Origin of the sequence: Kitasatospora sp. NPDC056531 (assembly GCF_042794375.1) — a bacterium.
In the GTDB taxonomy this organism is placed as follows: Bacteria; Actinomycetota; Actinomycetes; order Streptomycetales; family Streptomycetaceae; genus Kitasatospora.
Window position 1 is genome coordinate 159,663 of the sequence record NZ_JBHTTU010000010.1, and the last position, 15,626, is coordinate 175,288.

Annotated in this window: 20 protein-coding genes; 11 read left to right on the forward strand and 9 right to left on the reverse strand. The window is 70.3% G+C overall.

From position 1 onward, the window contains the following. Nucleotides 1-103: 103 nt before the first annotated feature. The 4 genes from ACFQ87_RS13140 to ACFQ87_RS13155 form a co-directional block, all read right to left on the reverse strand. A complete protein-coding gene (locus tag ACFQ87_RS13140) occupies nucleotides 104-1,633 on the reverse strand; it encodes an IS200/IS605 family accessory protein TnpB-related protein (protein WP_380610770.1) in 1,530 nt (509 codons plus the stop codon). Nucleotides 1,634-1,956: 323 nt separating this feature from the next. Then, a complete protein-coding gene (locus ACFQ87_RS13145) occupies nucleotides 1,957-2,424 on the reverse strand; it encodes an NUDIX hydrolase (RefSeq protein WP_380610771.1) in 468 nt (155 codons plus the stop codon). A 56-nt stretch (nucleotides 2,425-2,480) separates the two neighbouring features. Further along, entirely contained in the window at nucleotides 2,481-2,768 is a 288-nt protein-coding gene (locus ACFQ87_RS13150) for a DUF397 domain-containing protein (RefSeq protein ID WP_380610772.1), read from the reverse strand. Continuing rightward, nucleotides 2,650-3,489 (reverse strand): helix-turn-helix domain-containing protein, encoded by an 840-nt coding sequence (locus tag ACFQ87_RS13155; RefSeq protein ID WP_380610773.1) that lies wholly within the window; start codon nucleotides 3,487-3,489, stop codon nucleotides 2,650-2,652. Before ACFQ87_RS13155 ends, ACFQ87_RS13150 begins: the two co-directional genes overlap by 119 nt. 137 nt (nucleotides 3,490-3,626) lie before the next feature. Here ACFQ87_RS13155 and ACFQ87_RS13160 point away from each other — a divergent pair, with 137 nt between their 5' ends. The 3 genes from ACFQ87_RS13160 to ACFQ87_RS13170 are packed head-to-tail and all read left to right on the forward strand — an operon-like array spanning nucleotide 3,627 to nucleotide 4,410. After that, nucleotides 3,627-4,004 carry a hypothetical protein gene (locus tag ACFQ87_RS13160; RefSeq protein WP_380610774.1) on the forward strand — a complete coding sequence of 126 codons (378 nt, stop codon included), beginning with the start codon at nucleotides 3,627-3,629 and terminating at the stop codon, nucleotides 4,002-4,004. Further along, nucleotides 4,001-4,177, forward strand: a complete 177-nt coding sequence (locus tag ACFQ87_RS13165) for a hypothetical protein (RefSeq protein ID WP_380610775.1) — start codon at nucleotides 4,001-4,003, stop codon at nucleotides 4,175-4,177. Before ACFQ87_RS13160 ends, ACFQ87_RS13165 begins: the two co-directional genes overlap by 4 nt. Then, nucleotides 4,174-4,410 (forward strand): hypothetical protein, encoded by a 237-nt coding sequence (locus ACFQ87_RS13170; RefSeq protein ID WP_380610776.1) that lies wholly within the window; start codon nucleotides 4,174-4,176, stop codon nucleotides 4,408-4,410. Before ACFQ87_RS13165 ends, ACFQ87_RS13170 begins: the two co-directional genes overlap by 4 nt. A gap of 32 nt (nucleotides 4,411-4,442) precedes the next feature. On the opposite strand, the gene ACFQ87_RS13175 is transcribed toward ACFQ87_RS13170, so the two are convergent. Next, complete coding sequence (locus ACFQ87_RS13175; RefSeq protein ID WP_380610777.1) at nucleotides 4,443-4,817, reverse strand: hypothetical protein; 375 nt, start codon at nucleotides 4,815-4,817, stop codon at nucleotides 4,443-4,445. A gap of 121 nt (nucleotides 4,818-4,938) precedes the next feature. Here ACFQ87_RS13175 and ACFQ87_RS13180 point away from each other — a divergent pair, with 121 nt between their 5' ends. Continuing rightward, a complete protein-coding gene (locus ACFQ87_RS13180; RefSeq protein ID WP_380610778.1) occupies nucleotides 4,939-5,184 on the forward strand; it encodes a hypothetical protein in 246 nt (81 codons plus the stop codon). Between the two features lie 3 nt (nucleotides 5,185-5,187). Here the strand turns inward: ACFQ87_RS13180 and tnpB are convergent, their stop codons facing one another. Continuing rightward, nucleotides 5,188-6,546, reverse strand: coding sequence for an IS607 family element RNA-guided endonuclease TnpB (gene tnpB / locus ACFQ87_RS13185; RefSeq protein WP_380610779.1), 1,359 nt, complete (start codon nucleotides 6,544-6,546; stop codon nucleotides 5,188-5,190). Nucleotides 6,547-6,622: 76 nt separating this feature from the next. On the opposite strand from tnpB, the gene ACFQ87_RS13190 reads away from it, so the two are divergent. Together ACFQ87_RS13190 and ACFQ87_RS13195 are read left to right on the forward strand one after the other, a co-directional pair. Then, nucleotides 6,623-7,534 (forward strand): threonine aldolase family protein, encoded by a 912-nt coding sequence (locus ACFQ87_RS13190; protein WP_380610780.1) that lies wholly within the window; start codon nucleotides 6,623-6,625, stop codon nucleotides 7,532-7,534. A 194-nt stretch (nucleotides 7,535-7,728) separates the two neighbouring features. Then, nucleotides 7,729-8,649: a hypothetical protein gene (locus ACFQ87_RS13195; RefSeq protein ID WP_380610782.1), complete on the forward strand. Its 921-nt coding sequence runs from the start codon at nucleotides 7,729-7,731 to the stop codon at nucleotides 8,647-8,649. 15 nt (nucleotides 8,650-8,664) lie between these two features. Here the strand turns inward: ACFQ87_RS13195 and tsaA are convergent, their stop codons facing one another. After that, entirely contained in the window at nucleotides 8,665-9,081 is a 417-nt protein-coding gene (gene tsaA, locus ACFQ87_RS13200) for a tRNA (N6-threonylcarbamoyladenosine(37)-N6)-methyltransferase TrmO (RefSeq protein WP_380610800.1), read from the reverse strand. After that, nucleotides 9,062-9,598, reverse strand: a complete 537-nt coding sequence (locus ACFQ87_RS13205) for a hypothetical protein (protein ID WP_380610783.1) — start codon at nucleotides 9,596-9,598, stop codon at nucleotides 9,062-9,064. Before ACFQ87_RS13205 ends, tsaA begins: the two co-directional genes overlap by 20 nt. Nucleotides 9,599-9,712: 114 nt before the next feature. Between ACFQ87_RS13205 and ACFQ87_RS13210 the strand changes: the two genes are divergently transcribed. Further along, entirely contained in the window at nucleotides 9,713-10,291 is a 579-nt protein-coding gene (locus ACFQ87_RS13210) for an NADAR family protein (RefSeq protein ID WP_380610784.1), read from the forward strand. A gap of 181 nt (nucleotides 10,292-10,472) precedes the next feature. Continuing rightward, nucleotides 10,473-11,561 carry a hypothetical protein gene (locus ACFQ87_RS13215; protein ID WP_380610786.1) on the forward strand — a complete coding sequence of 363 codons (1,089 nt, stop codon included), beginning with the start codon at nucleotides 10,473-10,475 and terminating at the stop codon, nucleotides 11,559-11,561. A gap of 100 nt (nucleotides 11,562-11,661) precedes the next feature. On the opposite strand, the gene ACFQ87_RS13220 is transcribed toward ACFQ87_RS13215, so the two are convergent. Continuing rightward, nucleotides 11,662-13,044 carry a glycine--tRNA ligase gene (locus ACFQ87_RS13220; protein ID WP_380610788.1) on the reverse strand — a complete coding sequence of 461 codons (1,383 nt, stop codon included), beginning with the start codon at nucleotides 13,042-13,044 and terminating at the stop codon, nucleotides 11,662-11,664. 191 nt (nucleotides 13,045-13,235) lie between these two features. On the opposite strand from ACFQ87_RS13220, the gene ACFQ87_RS13225 reads away from it, so the two are divergent. The 3 genes from ACFQ87_RS13225 to ACFQ87_RS13235 form a co-directional block, all read left to right on the forward strand. Continuing rightward, entirely contained in the window at nucleotides 13,236-14,237 is a 1,002-nt protein-coding gene (locus tag ACFQ87_RS13225; RefSeq protein WP_380610789.1) for a metal ABC transporter substrate-binding protein, read from the forward strand. 14 nt (nucleotides 14,238-14,251) lie between these two features. After that, nucleotides 14,252-15,016 carry a metal ABC transporter ATP-binding protein gene (locus ACFQ87_RS13230; RefSeq protein ID WP_380610791.1) on the forward strand — a complete coding sequence of 255 codons (765 nt, stop codon included), beginning with the start codon at nucleotides 14,252-14,254 and terminating at the stop codon, nucleotides 15,014-15,016. Further along, nucleotides 15,013-15,626: metal ABC transporter permease (locus ACFQ87_RS13235; RefSeq protein ID WP_380610792.1), on the forward strand; the 614-nt coding region annotated here is incomplete at its 3' end. The genes ACFQ87_RS13230 and ACFQ87_RS13235, both read left to right, overlap by 4 nt.

Sequence of the window (15,626 nt, forward strand, 5' to 3'; positions counted from 1 at the left end):
TCCGAAGTCGGCGCGGCCCAGCGGCCGGCGGACTGCACCGCACGGCGACAGGCCGGATCCCGGACAGCCGGGCGGAGACACACTCACAGCGTCCGAACCGTTCCTAATCAGTGAGCAGGAGTGAGTCTTGGACCCACGTTCCGGCACTGCGCGCATCCCGAACGGTTTTGGGTGCGCTGGTCGCCCGCGTTCTCGTGGTCCCCGTTCGGGCGCGCAGCTCGCGGCTACGGTCCGTGACGGGGCGGCGGGTTTCCTCACGCCCTCGGCCGCCCGTTCCGGCCTGGACGGTCCGATGCCCACGACGATCTCTCTGGTCGTCGGGGGGCGGTGTCGTCCGTCGCCGGATCGGGTGTCCGAGGGCGCGTCGCCCGATCGCGACAGCGGCGCTGTCGTGTCGGGTGGTCTTACGGGTGGGTGTCGTGAGCGGCTTCTGCCAGTGCTGCGCGCCCCATTGGGAGGTGTAGGCGGGGTCCACGGCGACGATGACCATGTCCAGCTCGGCGGCCATGGATACCAGTCGGGCCTTGAGCTTGCCGGTGGGGATGCCGGAGACGAGCTGCCGGAACCGCTTCTTGCGGCCGTGTTTCTCACGGGTGGTCTCGGCGGTGAAGTCCAGGTTCTCCAGGCCGATCGCGGTAACGCCGGACCGCTTGGCCCAGTGCAGCAGCTGGCTGATGGCGTGGCGGATCTGCGCGTCGCGGTGGCTTGCGGTGCCGGAAAGGTCGTAGCGGAACCGGCGGGGCTCGCCGACCGGGTTGCCGTACTGGTCGAGGTGCCAGGCAGCGAAGTGGTCGGCGTTGGTGTCCACCCCGACCATCCCGCCCGCACGGGCCGCCTCCAGCGGCATCGTCCGCACCACCGGCCGGGCCCAGGAAGCGTCCAGATACCAGCGGCCACGGGCCACGTCCAGGTGGATCCGGTAGGCCACCGCCCGGTTACCCTCGATCCGGTCGGCCCACTCGGTGCCCCGATGCGCGAACGCCACCTTCGCGGCCAGGACGTACCGGCCGCTGGTGGCGTTGGCGTACTCGGCGAGCGGCGCGGGCAGCTTGATCGACACCTCGCCGTCCGGGGTGACACGGATCGTCTCGTTGCCGAACCGCTTGCCCGACTCCCCGTCAGCGGACAGGAACCAGCGGGACGCCTCCCACCGCTTTCGCCAGTCGGCTTCGGTGAGACCGGCGGCGGCCAGGTTGTGCCGGGTGTTCAGCAACTTCCGCCCGCCGCGCACCACATGCACGCGACCTGCCTCACCATCGGCCCGGGCGGCCGCGTACCGCTCCTCCAACGCCGCGAGCCGACGGGACTTGACGAACCACTCATGCGTGGAACGGTAGCCACCGGGCGCGCGCTTGGCGCCCTTCTCCCCAACCGGCAGCGACAGCCGGTGGCGCAGCATTCGGATGCCCGTGTCCAACGAGTCCAGGTACGCGGCCTGCCCACGACGCGACAGCGTCCACTGGTCGTGCGTGGCCTTGGTGACGCTCCCGGCCCAGCGCGACGACGACTCCACGGTCAGGTCACGTTTACGTGCGGCCCACGTCTCCTTGCCGTGCTCCAGTCCGTCCGCGCAGCGCGCCTTCAGGTCCCTCGACGCCAGAGCCCCCATATGCCCGCCGACCAGCCGCAGCACCTCCTCATCCTCGGGCGTGAGACCCCTGAGACGGTCACGGACCGTCACACCCGACGGGCCAAGGGAAACGAACGGCGCGTCGATCCGCCGGAGCTTCCTCTTCGGCCCGGTCACGTCATCCCCCTCCCAGTCAGTGCCACCACCCTCACACACACCACCGACAGTCGTCCCATCGATCCGACAATCCGTCATCGACAACAAACTCATGGACACCTATGGGCACCAAAACGACCTCAATCCACAGCAGTTCACAACCCTGGCGCCAGTGGCTTTTCGGCCACCTCGGACGGGCCTGGACGAGGAGGGCGATGACGGGACAGCCTTCAGCGAACGACCGGGATGCGACCGCCGCGCCAGTCCGCGATGCGCTTGCGGATGCCGGGGAGGATGGGGAGCGCGTCGATCTCGGCGGGGGTGAACCAGCCGACCTCGAAGGACTCGTCGGAGGTGCGGAGTCGGCCGCCGGCGGGAGTGGCCAGGAGGCAGATGGAGAACTCCTGGCGGACCTCGCCGTCGTCGTAGGCGAGGATGTGGGCGGGGTTGGTGTAGGCGCCGACGATGCCGGTGATGGCGATGTCGATGCCGGCCTCTTCGCGGGTCTCGCGGATGGCGCAGTCGCCGATGGACTCGCCGAGTTCCATGGTCCCGCCGGGCAGGGCCCACATACCGTTGTCGGTGCGGCGCTGGAGCAGGACGCGGCCGAGGCCGTCCACTACAACTGCGGATGCTGCGGGCACCAGGCTGTTGGGCTTGGGGGCGTCCGGGTCGTCCTCGTAGTCGCGCCTGGCCATGCGGGATGCCTCCGGCGGTGGTTGCGGCCTTGGGCGCAACGCCCAAGGCCGCGAGGTCAGATGGTGGTGACGCCGAACTCGCCCGCGCGGACGGCGGTTACGAAGGACTGCCAGGCAGCGGGGGCGAAGGTGAGGGACGGGCCCTCCGGGTCCTTCGAGTCACGCACGCGACCAGGGCGGGCGTCATCGACCTCCACGCACGACCCGTTGTCGTCGTTGCTGTAGCTACTCTTGCGCCATCGAGTTGGCTGCTGATCCGTTCCCGCCATGCTCGTATCCCTCTGCGATCGACTGGATGAAGGCCAGAGATGCCCGAGCGGACAACGCAGTGGCCCGAGCCACATCGTATGCGCGACGGCACTTGACCAACATCTGCGGATCGTCCAACAGTTGGCCGGCGTAAGCCGACTCGCTGTAGGCGAGGGGCGGAGCATCATCGAACGTCATCAGACAAACCAGGCCCGAGAGTGCATGGCACCCAGCCTCGAATGGGACAACCTGAAGTACCATTCGGCGTCGCCTGACCAGTTCTTCCATATGCCGCAACTGGGCGGCCATAATCTGACGACTTCCGATCACCCTTCGAAGTACTGCCTCGTCGAGAATGAACCACAGCTCGGGCCCATCCGGCGCCGTAATGCGCCGCCCCCGGTCCGTTCGCGAGGCAACGTTCTGGACAATCTGCTCGTCGGTCCAGCGGGATCCAGCGTCCAGGAACAACGCGCGCGCATACTCGGGAGTCTGCAACACGCCAGGGATGAACTGCCCGCCATATTCACTGATCGTCAGCGCCCGCGCCTCGTGATCGGCGGCATGTGCGAAGTAGTCCGAGAACTTCGTGAAGCCCGCCAGCGAGTGCAGCCGCTCCAGTGCGCCGCCCGTATCAAGCGCCTTGTCGATCCGCCTGGACAGATCGATCGGCGGCACCCGGACCGCCTGCTCCAACTGTCCGATGTAGCCGCCGGAAACGAACACAAGCTCGCCCAGCTTCTCCTGCGTCATGCGGGGCACAAATTCTTCCCGCAGCCTCTTCAGTTCGGAACCGTAGTACTCGCGCGGGGTCATTCCCCGGGGAACCTGCGGCTTCGGGGGCATCGGGCTCTCCTATACAGAGCAACATGCAGTGACGATCCGGCTTCACAGCGTAGCCATGTGAAAGCAATCTGGTGGGGGAAATCCCCGAACTCACCAGGAGCAGCGCCATGGCTTCCATGCTCAGAAAGATCACCGCCGAGGACCGCCGCGAGGCCGCCGACGCGCTCGACGACCTCAAGGCCACCCTCGCCTACGCCGGGGCCCAACTCCCCTCCCCCGGCATCGACTGGAACTGCGCCTCCGCCACCGGCATCGTCCTCATCGACCTCGGCGCCGCTCCCACCTCCGTCGTCCGTCAGATCGTCGACGTCCTCCGCCTCGGCGTCCGCGCCCAACGCGAGCAGGCCAACCAGCAAGCCTGGTACCCCGCCATAGGTTCGACCATCCTCCTCACCACGGACGGCGGCACCCCCCTCCCCGCCAAAGTCGTGGGTGCCAACGGCAAGTTGATCAGCGTCCGCCTCGAAAGCTGGATCCCGTCATGACCGCACCCGCCGTCTCCGTCGGCGATCTCGTCTACGACCGCCGCACCAAGCGGCTCGGCGTCGTCATGGACCTCGTCGGCGGTCGCCTCTACCTCCGCCCGCCGCACGGCGGCATCGAGTGGACCGCCCGCCCCGAGCACGTCGGCCCGCCTCCCCGACGCGCCGCCTCATGACGTCACCGACCCGTCCCCGCGCCTCCCTGGTCGCCGCCGCAGCCTTCGCCCTCGCGACCGGGACGGGCGCGGGGGCTCTCGCCGCCCACCCGCTGCGCCGCGACGACCCGGGCGGGGCGAACCTGCTCTTCCTCCTCGTCCTCTGCGCGGTGACCCTGCTGGTCAACTCCGCACTCAGCAGCGCCATTCAGCGCGGACGCCCAGCCCGAGGAGCCGAGGAGCTGAGGAGCTGAGGAGGACCCCGGACAGGATGGGCCCTCGCCCCCTAGACCCATCCCTCGTCGAGGCGGATCGTCCAGGTGTCTCCCACTGCCCGCTTCAGTTGAACCAAGGCCGCAACGTCCGCGATGGCTGCCGACGCGTCGGACAAGCGCAACGGGGAGTCCGGGACACCATGCCGGGTGTAGATCGGCAACTCGCCGTTGCAGCTGAACGCGTGGAGCGGCGGCAGGGGATCACGGTTGAACCACGTGGGGCGGTTCTCCTCCGCCCAGGCGGCTGCGGCGTCGACACGGTCCACATGCGCCAGCAGGGGTTCCGGAGCGGGACCACAGCTGAGCTGCACGAGGAAGCCCTCGGCATCGACCGCCCACCAGTCCCACATGAATCCAGGTCGAGGGTGTCGCAGGATCTCCGCCATGCTGCCACGGTATCCGGCCGACACAAGGCCGACGAAGGTGCTCCGCAGGATCGGCCTACGTGCAGTGGACCAGGCCGGAAAACGGTTGGTCCGACCTCGCCACCAAACCGACAATCGCCGGATGACCGATGATCAGATCGACTGGGGTCGGCTCCGTGCAGCCCGCCGAGCCAGCGCGCGCTTCTTCTCCGGCAGTCGCCCCCTCACCATCCAGGAGCGACTCATTGCCCTCGCGGCCGCAGTCGGCTCGAACCTCCACCCCGACATCTACGGCAACGGCCGCCCCGTCACCGAGCTCGAAGAGCGCACCGCAGCCCTGCTGGGCAAGGAGGACGCGGTCTTCTTCCGTTCCTTGAGAGATCAGTAAATCTCAGGGATTTGCCCATTGCTGGGCAAAGGTCCTCGTCTGACCCGGCTTGGAGGGCCGGTGCAAGGTAGACGCTTCACGGCCACCAGCGGGACCGGGTCCCGTCTTACGGTCGGCTCCACGTCCGTTTCGTGTCTCCGGGCCACTCCCGGCGACGTGGTGCTTCACGAGGGAAGCGAGGTTGAGCGCGGCGTTCTCATCGCGGTCGATGACCAGCCCGCACGTTTCGCAGCTGAACGTACGTACCCGCAGTGGCAGCTTGGGTTTCACTGCCCGACAGTGGGAGCACGTCTTGGAGCTGGGGAACCAGCGGTCGGCGACTTCGAGCCGGCCGCCGTTCCACACGGTCTTGTAGGCGAATTGACGGCGAATCTCGCCGAACCCCGCGTCCGACACGACCCGGGCGAGCCTGCGGTTCTTCACCATCCCGGCGACGTTGAGGTCCTCGACCACGATCGTGCCGTACTCGCGGGCCAGCCCGGTGGTGAGTTTGTGGATGCCGTCGCGGCGCAGGTCGGCGATGCGGTGGTGGACCTTGTTGCGCTGCTCGTTGGCGCGCAGCCATCGCTTCGAGGGCTGTGCGCCGGTGCGGCGATCGGGCCCGACGCGGCGGGAGACGGTGCGCGACAGGCGGCGGAGTTTCCTTCGAGCGTGGTCGTAGTGTTTCGGATTCCCTGCCGGGGGCCGGCCGTCGGAGAACACCGCGAGGGTCTTCACACCGAGATCGACGCCGACCACCGCGTCCGGCCGCCCCGGCGCCGCATCGGGCCGCTCGACCTCGACCGAGAACGAGACATACCAGCGCCCGGCGTCCAGACGGACGGTCGCGGACTTGATCCTCGCGGTGCCGTTCTCGATCCGGCGGGCCAGCTTGCGGGTGGACTCGTGCGTCTTGATCCGGCCCAGAACGGGCAGCACAACGTGCGTACGCCCCTCCAGACGGATGACGCCGGTGGTGAACCGGCAGGACTTGACGGCCCTGTTCTTCGACTTGAAGCGAGGGAAGCCCACCGGGCGGCCCCTGCGCCTGCCCTTCCGGGAGTCGGACCAGTTCCTCAGCCCCGTGGCGAGCTGCTCCAAACCGGTGGTGTACGCCTCTTTGGAACACTCTGCCCACCACGGCGCGACGTCGTCCTTGGCCTGGTTCCACGCCTTGCGCAGGGAATACATCGACCAGCCGAACGAGGGCGTCAGATCCTCGATGCCATAGGACTTCTCCGCCTCCCGCTGGGACAGATTCGCCTTCACCCGCGCGAGCGCCCAGTTATAGGCCACCCGGGCCGCCCCGGCGTGCCGCAACAGCGCGACGACCTGACGCTCCGTCGGGTCGAGCGCAAAGCGGTACGCCTGCGTCACGATCACCAGGCGACCGTACCGCCAGCCAACAACAGCCGGATGAAATGCCTGGATTATTGAGGAATTCTGGTGATGACAACAGTTGACCAACCCCACCGGCACCATGGCCCAGCAGGTGGCCCTGCGCCATCACGCCGAGCGGACCGGCAACCAGGCCATCGCCCTCCACCCGCTCTCCCACATCGAGCGACACGAGCGCCACGCCCACACCCAGCTCACCGGCCTGTGCGGCCTCTGGCCCACCACCGAGCAGCGCCAGCCGACCCCCGAGGAACTGCGCGCGCTCGGTGAGCCCTTCGGCACCCTGGTGGTCGAACTCCCGCTGCGCGACCCGGGCTTCCTCCTCCCCACCTGGGACGAACTGACCGAACTGGTCGCCGCCGCCCGCGAAACCGGCGCCCGGGTGCACTTCGACGGCGCCCGCCTCTGGAACACCACCGCCCACTTCGGCAAGCGGCTCGACGAGATCGCCGCCCTCGCCGACAGCGTCTGCGTGTCCTACTACAAGGACCTCGGCGGCATCAGCGGCGCCGCTCTCGCCGGCGACAAGGCGTTCACCGCCTACGCCCGCACCTGGCGCCACCGCTACGGTGGCCAGATCTACCAGCAGTGGCCCGCCGCCCTCGCCGCGCTCTCCGGCCTGGACACCGCGCTCCCCCGGCTGCCCGGCTACGCCGCCCACGCCAAGACGCTGATCCCCGCCCTGGCCGCCCTCCCCGGCGCCCGCCTCTACCCGGAGGTACCGCCCACCCACGAGTTCCAGCTCTGGCTGCCCCATTCCGCGAAGGCCCTGAACGCCGCCGTGCTCGCCCTCGCCGAGCAGGAGCGGATCTGGTTCGTCCCGGAGTGGACCGACGCCGCCCCCGGCCTCGCCGTGGCCGAGGTGAGCCTCGACGGCCCGGCCCAGGACTGGACGGCCGATGAGGTCACCGAACTCGGGCTGCGTTTCCTGGAGTTGGTCGCAGCCGCCGATAACGGAACCCTCACCGGCTGAAGGTTGCCGTCACGGCGCCCGGCTCGACAAGCCGGGCGCCGCGACCCAACCCTGGACGGTCATCCTCAGTTCTCCGACCGAAACCGATCACGGTCCGGTAGAAAGTGGACGTGAAGATCAAGGGTGTTACCTATGACGTAGGCACTCCGACCGTCGACGGCTCGGTCACTCGACCGGATCTCACGGTGGAGACGATGCGACAGGAGCTCGCCGCCATCGCCGACGAGCTGCACTGCACCGCGGTGCGGATCACCGGCGACGATGTCACCAGATTGCGGCTGGCCGCGGAGACGGCCACCGGGTTGGGCCTGGCGGTGTGGATCTCCCCGATGCTGCCGAACGCCGATGAGGCGACGACGCTGGGGGCGATCGCCGCCGCGGCCGAGGTCGCCGGGGACCTCCACCGTGCCGGCGGCGACGTCACGCTGGTCGTCGGCTGCGAGTTGAGCGCCTTCATGGCCGGTCTGGTACCCGGTGCGGACATCGCCGCTCGACTGGCCTCGCTCGCGGACCCGATGGGCTGGCCGCCGGAGTTCTTCGCCGCGGGTCCGCCGCCGGTCCGGTTCAACCGCCTGCTGGCCACCGCGGTCGCCACAGCGCGACGGCACTTCGCGGGCCCGGTCACCTACGCGGCCGGCATCTGGGAGGACGTCGACTGGACACCGTTCGACATCGTGGCGGTCGACGCCTACCGGGACGCCACCAACGCCACCACCCTCCAAACGGCGCTCGAGTCGCTGCACCAGCACGGAAAGCCGGTGGTCGCGGCCGAGTTCGGCTGCGCCACCTTCACCGGAGCGGCGGATCACGGCAGCCTGGCCTGGACACTGGTCGACCGCTCGAACGGCTCTCGTCGGCCGCGCCCCGGGCTGGTCCGCGACGAGGCGGCCCAGGCCCGTGAACTCGCCTCGATGCTCGACCTGTTCACCGCCGCGGGGCTGGCCGGCGCGTTCGTCTTCACCTATGTGACCCCCGTCTACCCGGCGGCCGACGACCCGTTGGACGATCTCGACACGGTCGGCTACGGCCTGGTCCGCTCCTGGCCGGACGGGCGCACCACCCCCAAGGCCGCTTTCGCCGCTGTCGCCCGCGCCTACTCACTTCGCGCGGGGTGACACGACCAGCGGGCCCTAGCGCTCGCGGCTCCGGGGCAGCACGGGCTTGACGTCCAGGATCGGCGTGCCGTCGATGGCCTCCAGGCCGCTCACCCGGATCCGCAGGCCGTCCACCGCGAGGATGGCGACCCGGTGCAGGCCGATGGGGTTGGGGCGGTCGGGTGAGCGGGTGGCGAAGACCCCGGTCTCCGGCCGGGAGTGGTCCCCGCGCGGGTGGACGGCGAGCACCTCGCGGTCGGCCCGGTCGAGCCAGGTCAGCAGCAGCACCTCCTGCCCGGCCGCCAGGTCCCGCAGCCCCCGCTCGACCGAGGGGTCGAACACCAGCCAGGCGTCGGGCCCGCCCTCGTCGCCCTGCTTGGGGGCGCCCGCCCGGTCCGTCAACGGCGACTCCACCCGGCCGATCGCCCGTACGTCATACCGCTGGTTCTCCATCACGCTCCCACGGTAGCCGCCGCTCATGCGGAATCGAGGCCCGCAGCCGGCGGATCGTCCGCAGCAGTTCCGTCCGGTGCTTCGCGGACTTCACCCAGGCCGGCAGCTTCTCCAGCAGGCTCGTCGGGAGGCCGCGGGTGGCGTCCCGCTCGCGCAGCCGGGCCGCGATGTAGCCCTCCAGCAGGTCGAGGTGGGCGGGGTTGTACGCCCACAGCTGCCGCCCGCCGCAGCAGTCGGCGACCAGCCACAGCGGCAGCCCGAAGTACGGGTCGACGGACCCGCCGTAGGCCCGGCGGCCCTGGAACTCGTCACGGGCGTGCCCGCAGCCGCCGCACCGCAACCCCCGACGGGTGAGCACCCACCCCGCGTGCGTGCGCTGCTCGCTCACGCCGCCCAGCTGTGCCAGCACGACGGCGCAGCCGCCGCAGCCGGGGCAGCGGACCAGCACCTCCTCGGCGAGGTCGTACACCCGGAGCCCGGGGTCGGTGAACCGGCCCGCCATCACGTCCCCCGCCATCACGCCCTCCGCGCCGCCGCCCGTTCCGTCCGCCCGATCATCGCACCAGCCCATCGGCGGCCCGACTCAAAAACCCGGTGGGCCACCGCCGGGGCTTTGTGTCAGAATGACGATATGAGCAAGCAGCATGTGGGGGACCTTGCCGATGTCCGCAACCGCGAGGACCTGGCCGCCCTGATGGCCACCGGGGCCCGGCCGAAGTGGGTGATGTTCTGGGGCCACACCCAGCGCAAGGGCGGCGGGACCCGGCAGGAGTGCCTGAGCCAGTGGTGGCCCGGGCGGTTCACCGTCGACGGGGTGACGTACGCGTCCGCCGAGCACTGGATGATGGCCGGCAAGGCCCGGATGTTCGGGGACGAGGCCATCGAACAGCGCGTCCTGGAGGCCCGCACGCCCGCCGAGGCCAAGAAGCTGGGCCGGCTGGTCAAGGGCTTCGACGACCAGAAATGGACGGCGGGCCGGTTCGAGCTGGTCGTCGAGGGCAACGTCGCGAAGTTCAGCCAGGACGAGGCGCTGCGCGAATACCTGCTGGGCACCGGCGGCCGCGTCCTGGTCGAGGCCAGCCCACTGGACCGGATCTGGGGCATCGGGCTCGCCGCGGACGACATCCGCGCCGAACGCCCGCTGGAGTGGCGGGGGTTGAACCTGCTCGGCTTCGCACTGATGGAGGCGCGGGCCCGACTGGCGCAGTGAGGCAAGGGCGGCGGTCGCTGCGGAGCGCGACCGGCGCACTTCTCGCAACGACCGCCCTCTGCGCGCTCCTTGACACCACTCGGACACGACTGGTCGTGCGCTCTTAACTCCCCAGCCACATAACGACGCCAGGATGTCCCGCAGTCAGGGTCTGGATGGACAGGTTGGGGCGATCATGCGCATGCGGTCGACGGAAGAATCCGCAGGCCAGCCGCCGGAGGGTGAGCAACAGGCCGCCGAACTCCGCGCGGAACTGGACGAGTTACTCCGCGCCAGCCGCTACGCGGGCCAGCGCGAACGGCGCCTGAACGAGGCGATACGCGCGACCCCGGGCCGCCACCGCCCGGACGGGGACCTGCTGCGGCAACTCGCCCAGGCGCGCACCCTGCGCGAGGGCCTGGGCGCCCGCTGCCTCCAACTGAGCGACCAGCTGGAGGAGTTGGAGCTCCGGCTCAGACAGTGGCAGCACCCCCAGGAGGAACCGGAGCCCCGGCCGAGGCAGGCCCCCCCACCACCACCGCCGCCCAGCAGGCCCGACCTCGGCGGCATCACCGAACGGATCACCACCCTCCACCGCACCGGCGCCTCCTCCGAGGCCGAGGAGCTGCTGAACCAGGCCGCCGCCCGCCTCGCCCCCGCCGACGCCGCCCTGCTGGTCGGCATGCTCTCCCAGCGCGGCCCGACCGGCGCCTCGCTCCATCTCGCCCGGAGGGCCGCCCGAGGCGCCCCCGACCACGCCGTCGCCATGCTGGCCGAGCTGCGCGAACTGGGGCTGGCCGAGGAGGCCGCCGAGCTGTTCCACGCCTTCTGGGCCTACCCGGCGGCCGCCGTCCCCGACCTCCTCGCCGCACTGGAGCGGGCCGGGCAGCACGCCGACGCCGCGACCCTGCTCTGGGAGTGGGGCTCCGCCCCGACCGCCGAGCTGACCTCCCTCGCCGCCTGCCTCCAGCAGCACGACCGTCCCGCCGACGTCCGCACCCTGCTGCGCCAGGCCGCCGGCCGCCCCACCGCCGACCTCACCGCCCTCGCCACCGAGCTGCCCCCGGCGCTCGCCACCCTCCTGCTGAACGAGCTGGCCGCCCTGCGCCCACCCGTCGAACTGGTCCGCCTGGCCGCGGCCCTGGAGGGCACCCCGGACCTCTACGGCCGACTGCTGTCCGCCCTGCTGGCCGACGGGACCCGCCACCGCACCACCCTCGCCGCCCTCCGCACCGCCGGACTGCCGACCGCCCCGCCCACCGCCCCGCGTTCCCGCTGGGGTCGGCGGTAAGGGGAGGAGGCCCGCCAGGGGCCGCCGTCGGCCCCCACGAACAGCAGGGAGCCCCCGCCCGCCCCACCAGGGGCGAACGGGGGCTCCCGAAAAGCCGGACTCAGCAGCCGATGAGGCGCGCGGCCAGGTAGGCCTTCACCTGGTCGAGCGACACGCGCTCCTGCGACATGCTGTCGCGGTCGCGGACGGTCACCGCGTTGTCCTCAAGGGTGTCGAAGTCGACCGTCACGCAGAACGGCGTGCCGATCTCGTCCTGGCGGCGGTAGCGCTTGCCGATCGCGCCGGCGTCGTCGAACTCGACGTTCCAGGCGGTGCGCAGGTCGGCGGCCAGGCCGCGGGCCTTCGGGGAGAGGTCGGCGTTGCGGGACAGCGGCAGGACGGCGACCTTGACCGGGGCCAGGCGCGGGTCGAGCCGCATGCCGACGCGCTTCTCCATGACGCCCTTGGCGTTGGGCGCCTCGTCCTCGAAGTAGGCGTCGATCAGGAAGGCCAGCATGGCGCGGTTGAGGCCGGCCGCCGGCTCGATGACGTACGGGAAGTACCGCTCGCCGCTCTCCTGGTCGTAGTACTTGAGGTCCTGGCCGGAGGCCTCGCTGTGCACCCGCAGGTCGTAGTCGGTGCGGTTGGCGACGCCCTCCAGCTCGGAGAACTCGCTGCCACCGAAGTTGAAGCGGTACTCGATGTCCACCGTGCGCTTGGCGTAGTGGGACAGCTTCTCCTTCGGGTGCTCGAAGAAGCGCATGTTCTCGGTGCGCAGGCCGAGGTCGACGTACCAGTCCCAGCGCTGCTGGAGCCAGTACTCGTGCCACTGGTCGTCCTCGCCCGGCTTGACGAAGAACTCCATCTCCATCTGCTCGAACTCGCGGGTACGGAAGATGAAGTTGCCGGGGGTGATCTCGTTGCGGAAGCTCTTGCCGGTCTGGGCGATGCCGAACGGCGGCTTCTTGCGCGACGTGGTCTGGACGGCCTTGAAGTTGGTGAAGATGCCCTGGGCGGTCTCGGGGCGCAGGAAGGCCAGGCCACTGGCCTCCTCGGTGACACCGAGGTGGGTCTTCAGCATGCCCGAGAAGTCCTTGGGCTCGGTGAACTGGCCCTTGGTGCCACAGTCGGGGCAGTTGACGTCCTTGAGGCCGTTCGGCGGCGGGAAGCCGTGCTTGGCCTCGTACTTCTCCTCCAGGTGGTCGGCCCGGTGGCGCTTGTGGCAGGAGAGGCACTCGGTCAGCGGGTCGTTGAAGGTGGCGACGTGGCCGGAGGCCTCCCAGACCTCGCGCGCGAGGATGACCGACGAGTCGAGTCCGACGACGTCCTCACGGGCCTGGACCATCGCACGCCACCACTGGCGCTTGATGTTCTCCTTGAGCTCGACACCCAGCGGTCCGTAGTCCCAGGCGGCACGCGTGCCGCCGTAGATCTCGCTGCAGGGGTAGACGAAGCCACGGCGCTTGCTCAGGCTGACGATCGTGTCGATCTTGTCGGCGGCCACAGTGCTCTCTTCAGTACGTACGGCACGGTCAGGGCACGGCTGGTTGCACGTACCCGAATACCTCAGGTTACCGGCCATATGGGTACGGGGTTCAAATCGGTATCGTCCGCCAACCCCCACCCATCGCCACCTGGCGTTCACCCATCCGAGTGAGTTGACAATCATTTCCAATTGAGATGAGAATGATTGTCATGATGATCGGACTGCCTCGACGCCGGACCCGCACCTCCATAGCCCTCGCCGCCACCGCCCTCACCGCCTCCCTGGTCCTGACCGCCTGCGGCGGCAGCAGCAGCGCCAAGGGCACGGACGGCAAGCTGAACGTCGTCGCGTCCTTCTACCCGATGGAGTTCCTGGCCCAGCAGATCGGCAAGGACCACGTCTCGGTCACCGACCTCACCGCGCCCGGCGTGGAGCCGCACGACCTGGAGCTCACCGCCAAGCAGGTCGCGAGCGTCCAGAAGGCCGACGCGATCATCTACCTCAAGGGCCTGCAGCCCACCGTCGACCAGGCCGTCGACCAGGCCTCCGGCAAGGCCAAGATCGACGCCACCGCCGCCAGCCCGCTGGTCGACCACCACCTCGACGAGGGCACCGAGGGCGGCGGCCAGCATGCCAAGGGCCCGGCCGGCGACCCGCACATCTGGCTCGACCCGGCCCGCTACGCCGCGATCGCCAAGAGCGTCGGCGACGAGTTCGCCAAGGCCGACCCCTCGCACGCCGAGGACTACAAGAAGAACACCGACGAGCTGCTCACCAAGCTCACGGCCCTGGACCAGGACTTCAAGAACGGGTTGAAGGACGTCAGGACCAAGACCTTCGTCACCAGCCACGCCGCCTTCGGCTACCTCGCCGACCACTACGGCCTCACCCAGGTCGCCGTCAACGGCGTCGACCCGGAGTCCGAGCCCACCCCGGCCCGCCTCGCCGAGGTGCAGAAGGCCGCCAAGGACAACGGCGTCACCACGATCTTCTTCGAGACCCTGGTCAGCCCCAAGCTCGCCGACACCGTCGCCAAGGACCTCGGCCTCAAGACCGCCGTCCTGGACCCGCTGGAGGGCGTCAAGGACCCCTCCAAGGACGACTACCTCACCGTCATGAAGCAGAACCTGGCCAACCTCCAGGCCGCCCTCGGCGCCCCCGCCAGCACCCCCGGCGGCGCCCCCGCCACCACCCCGGCCGCCACCAGCTGACAGGACGCAGCACCATGACCCACCCGATACCCCCGGCCGTCCGCCTCCGTGACGCCGTCGCCGCCCGCGGCGGTCGGCCGGTGCTGCGCGGCGTCGACCTCACCGTCCAACCCGGCGAGGTCGTCGCCCTGCTCGGCGCCAACGGCTCCGGCAAGTCGACCACCGTCAAGGCCGTGATCGGCTCGGTGCCGCTGGAGCAGGGCACCCTGGAGCTGTTCGGCACCCCGTACGGCTCCTTCCGCGCCTGGCACCGGATCGGGTACGTCCCGCAGCGCACCACCGCCGCCTCCGGCGTCCCGGCGACCGTACGCGAGGTGGTCTCCACCGGGCGGCTGCCGCAGCACCGGCTGCTGCCCTTCCGCCGCAGGGACCGCGAGGCGGTGGACCGCGCGCTGGCCGCCGTCGGCATGCTGGACCGGGCCGGGGACGGCGTGGCCGACCTGTCCGGCGGCCAGCAGCAGCGGGTGCTGATCGCCCGCGCCCTGGTCGGCACCCCCGACCTGCTGATCATGGACGAGCCGATGGCCGGCGTGGACGCCGCCAGCCAGCAGGTGCTGGCCGACACCCTGCGCGCCGAGGTCGCCCGCGGCGCCGCCGTCCTCCTCGTCCTGCACGAACTCGGGCCGCTGGAGCCGCTGATCGACCGCGCCGTGGTGCTGCGGGACGGCTGCGTCGCCCACGACGGCCCGCCCGTGCCCAACACCGGCCTGCACGCGCTGCCCGGCCACGACCACGTCCACCCGCACGCCGACCTCACCCCGCCGAGGCTGCTCGCATGACCGAGATGCTCTCCTACGACTTCATGCAGCGCGCCCTGCTCGCCGCCGTGCTGGTCGGGATCACCGCCCCCGCCGTCGGCATCTACCTGGTGCAGCGGCGCCAGGCCCTGATGGGCGACGGCATGGGCCACGTCGCGATGACCGGTGTCGGCCTCGGCTTCGTCTTCCAGACCAGCCCGGTCTGGATGGCCGTGCTGGTCTGCGTGCTCGGCGCGGTCACCATGGAGCTGGTCCGCTCGCGCGGCAACCAGCGCGGCGACATCGCCCTCGCGATGCTCTTCTACGGCGGCATGGCCTGCGGCAAGCTGCTCGTCTCGCTCTCCGCCCAGGCCGGGGCCGGCTCGCTGGAGAGCTACCTGTGGGGCTCGATCCTCACCGTCGCCCCCGAGGACCTGGCCGCCATCGCGGTGCTCGGCGCGGTGGTCATCGCGGTCACCGTCGGCCTGCGCCGCCAGCTCTTCGCGATCTGCCAGGACGAGGACTTCGCCCGGGTCACCGGCCTGCCGGTGCGCACCCTCAACCTGCTGCTCGCGGTGATGGCCGCGGTCACCGTCACGGTCGCCATGCGGGTGGTCGGGCTGCTGCTGGTCAGCGCGCTGATGGTGGTCCC

Bases quoted from the DNA above. Each gene is read 5' to 3' on its own strand.
- ACFQ87_RS13210 (WP_380610784.1), top strand. From the start codon at position 9,713: ATGAGCAAGCAGCATGTGGGGGACCTTGCCGATGTCCGCAACCGCGAG.
- ACFQ87_RS13180 (WP_380610778.1), top strand. From the start codon at position 4,939: ATGACCGATGATCAGATCGACTGGGGTCGGCTCCGTGCAGCCCGCCGA.
- ACFQ87_RS13155 (WP_380610773.1), bottom strand. From the start codon at position 3,489: ATGACCCCGCGCGAGTACTACGGTTCCGAACTGAAGAGGCTGCGGGAA.
- ACFQ87_RS13230 (WP_380610791.1), top strand. From the start codon at position 14,252: ATGACCCACCCGATACCCCCGGCCGTCCGCCTCCGTGACGCCGTCGCC.
- tsaA (WP_380610800.1), bottom strand. From the start codon at position 9,081: ATGGAGAACCAGCGGTATGACGTACGGGCGATCGGCCGGGTGGAGTCG.
- ACFQ87_RS13215 (WP_380610786.1), top strand. From the start codon at position 10,473: ATGCGGTCGACGGAAGAATCCGCAGGCCAGCCGCCGGAGGGTGAGCAA.
- ACFQ87_RS13225 (WP_380610789.1), top strand. From the start codon at position 13,236: ATGATGATCGGACTGCCTCGACGCCGGACCCGCACCTCCATAGCCCTC.
- ACFQ87_RS13150 (WP_380610772.1), bottom strand. From the start codon at position 2,768: ATGTGGCTCGGGCCACTGCGTTGTCCGCTCGGGCATCTCTGGCCTTCA.
- ACFQ87_RS13165 (WP_380610775.1), top strand. From the start codon at position 4,001: ATGACCGCACCCGCCGTCTCCGTCGGCGATCTCGTCTACGACCGCCGC.
- ACFQ87_RS13205 (WP_380610783.1), bottom strand. From the start codon at position 9,598: ATGGCGGGGGACGTGATGGCGGGCCGGTTCACCGACCCCGGGCTCCGG.
- ACFQ87_RS13160 (WP_380610774.1), top strand. From the start codon at position 3,627: ATGGCTTCCATGCTCAGAAAGATCACCGCCGAGGACCGCCGCGAGGCC.
- ACFQ87_RS13170 (WP_380610776.1), top strand. From the start codon at position 4,174: ATGACGTCACCGACCCGTCCCCGCGCCTCCCTGGTCGCCGCCGCAGCC.
- ACFQ87_RS13175 (WP_380610777.1), bottom strand. From the start codon at position 4,817: ATGGCGGAGATCCTGCGACACCCTCGACCTGGATTCATGTGGGACTGG.
- ACFQ87_RS13145 (WP_380610771.1), bottom strand. From the start codon at position 2,424: ATGGCCAGGCGCGACTACGAGGACGACCCGGACGCCCCCAAGCCCAAC.
- ACFQ87_RS13195 (WP_380610782.1), top strand. From the start codon at position 7,729: ATGCGACAGGAGCTCGCCGCCATCGCCGACGAGCTGCACTGCACCGCG.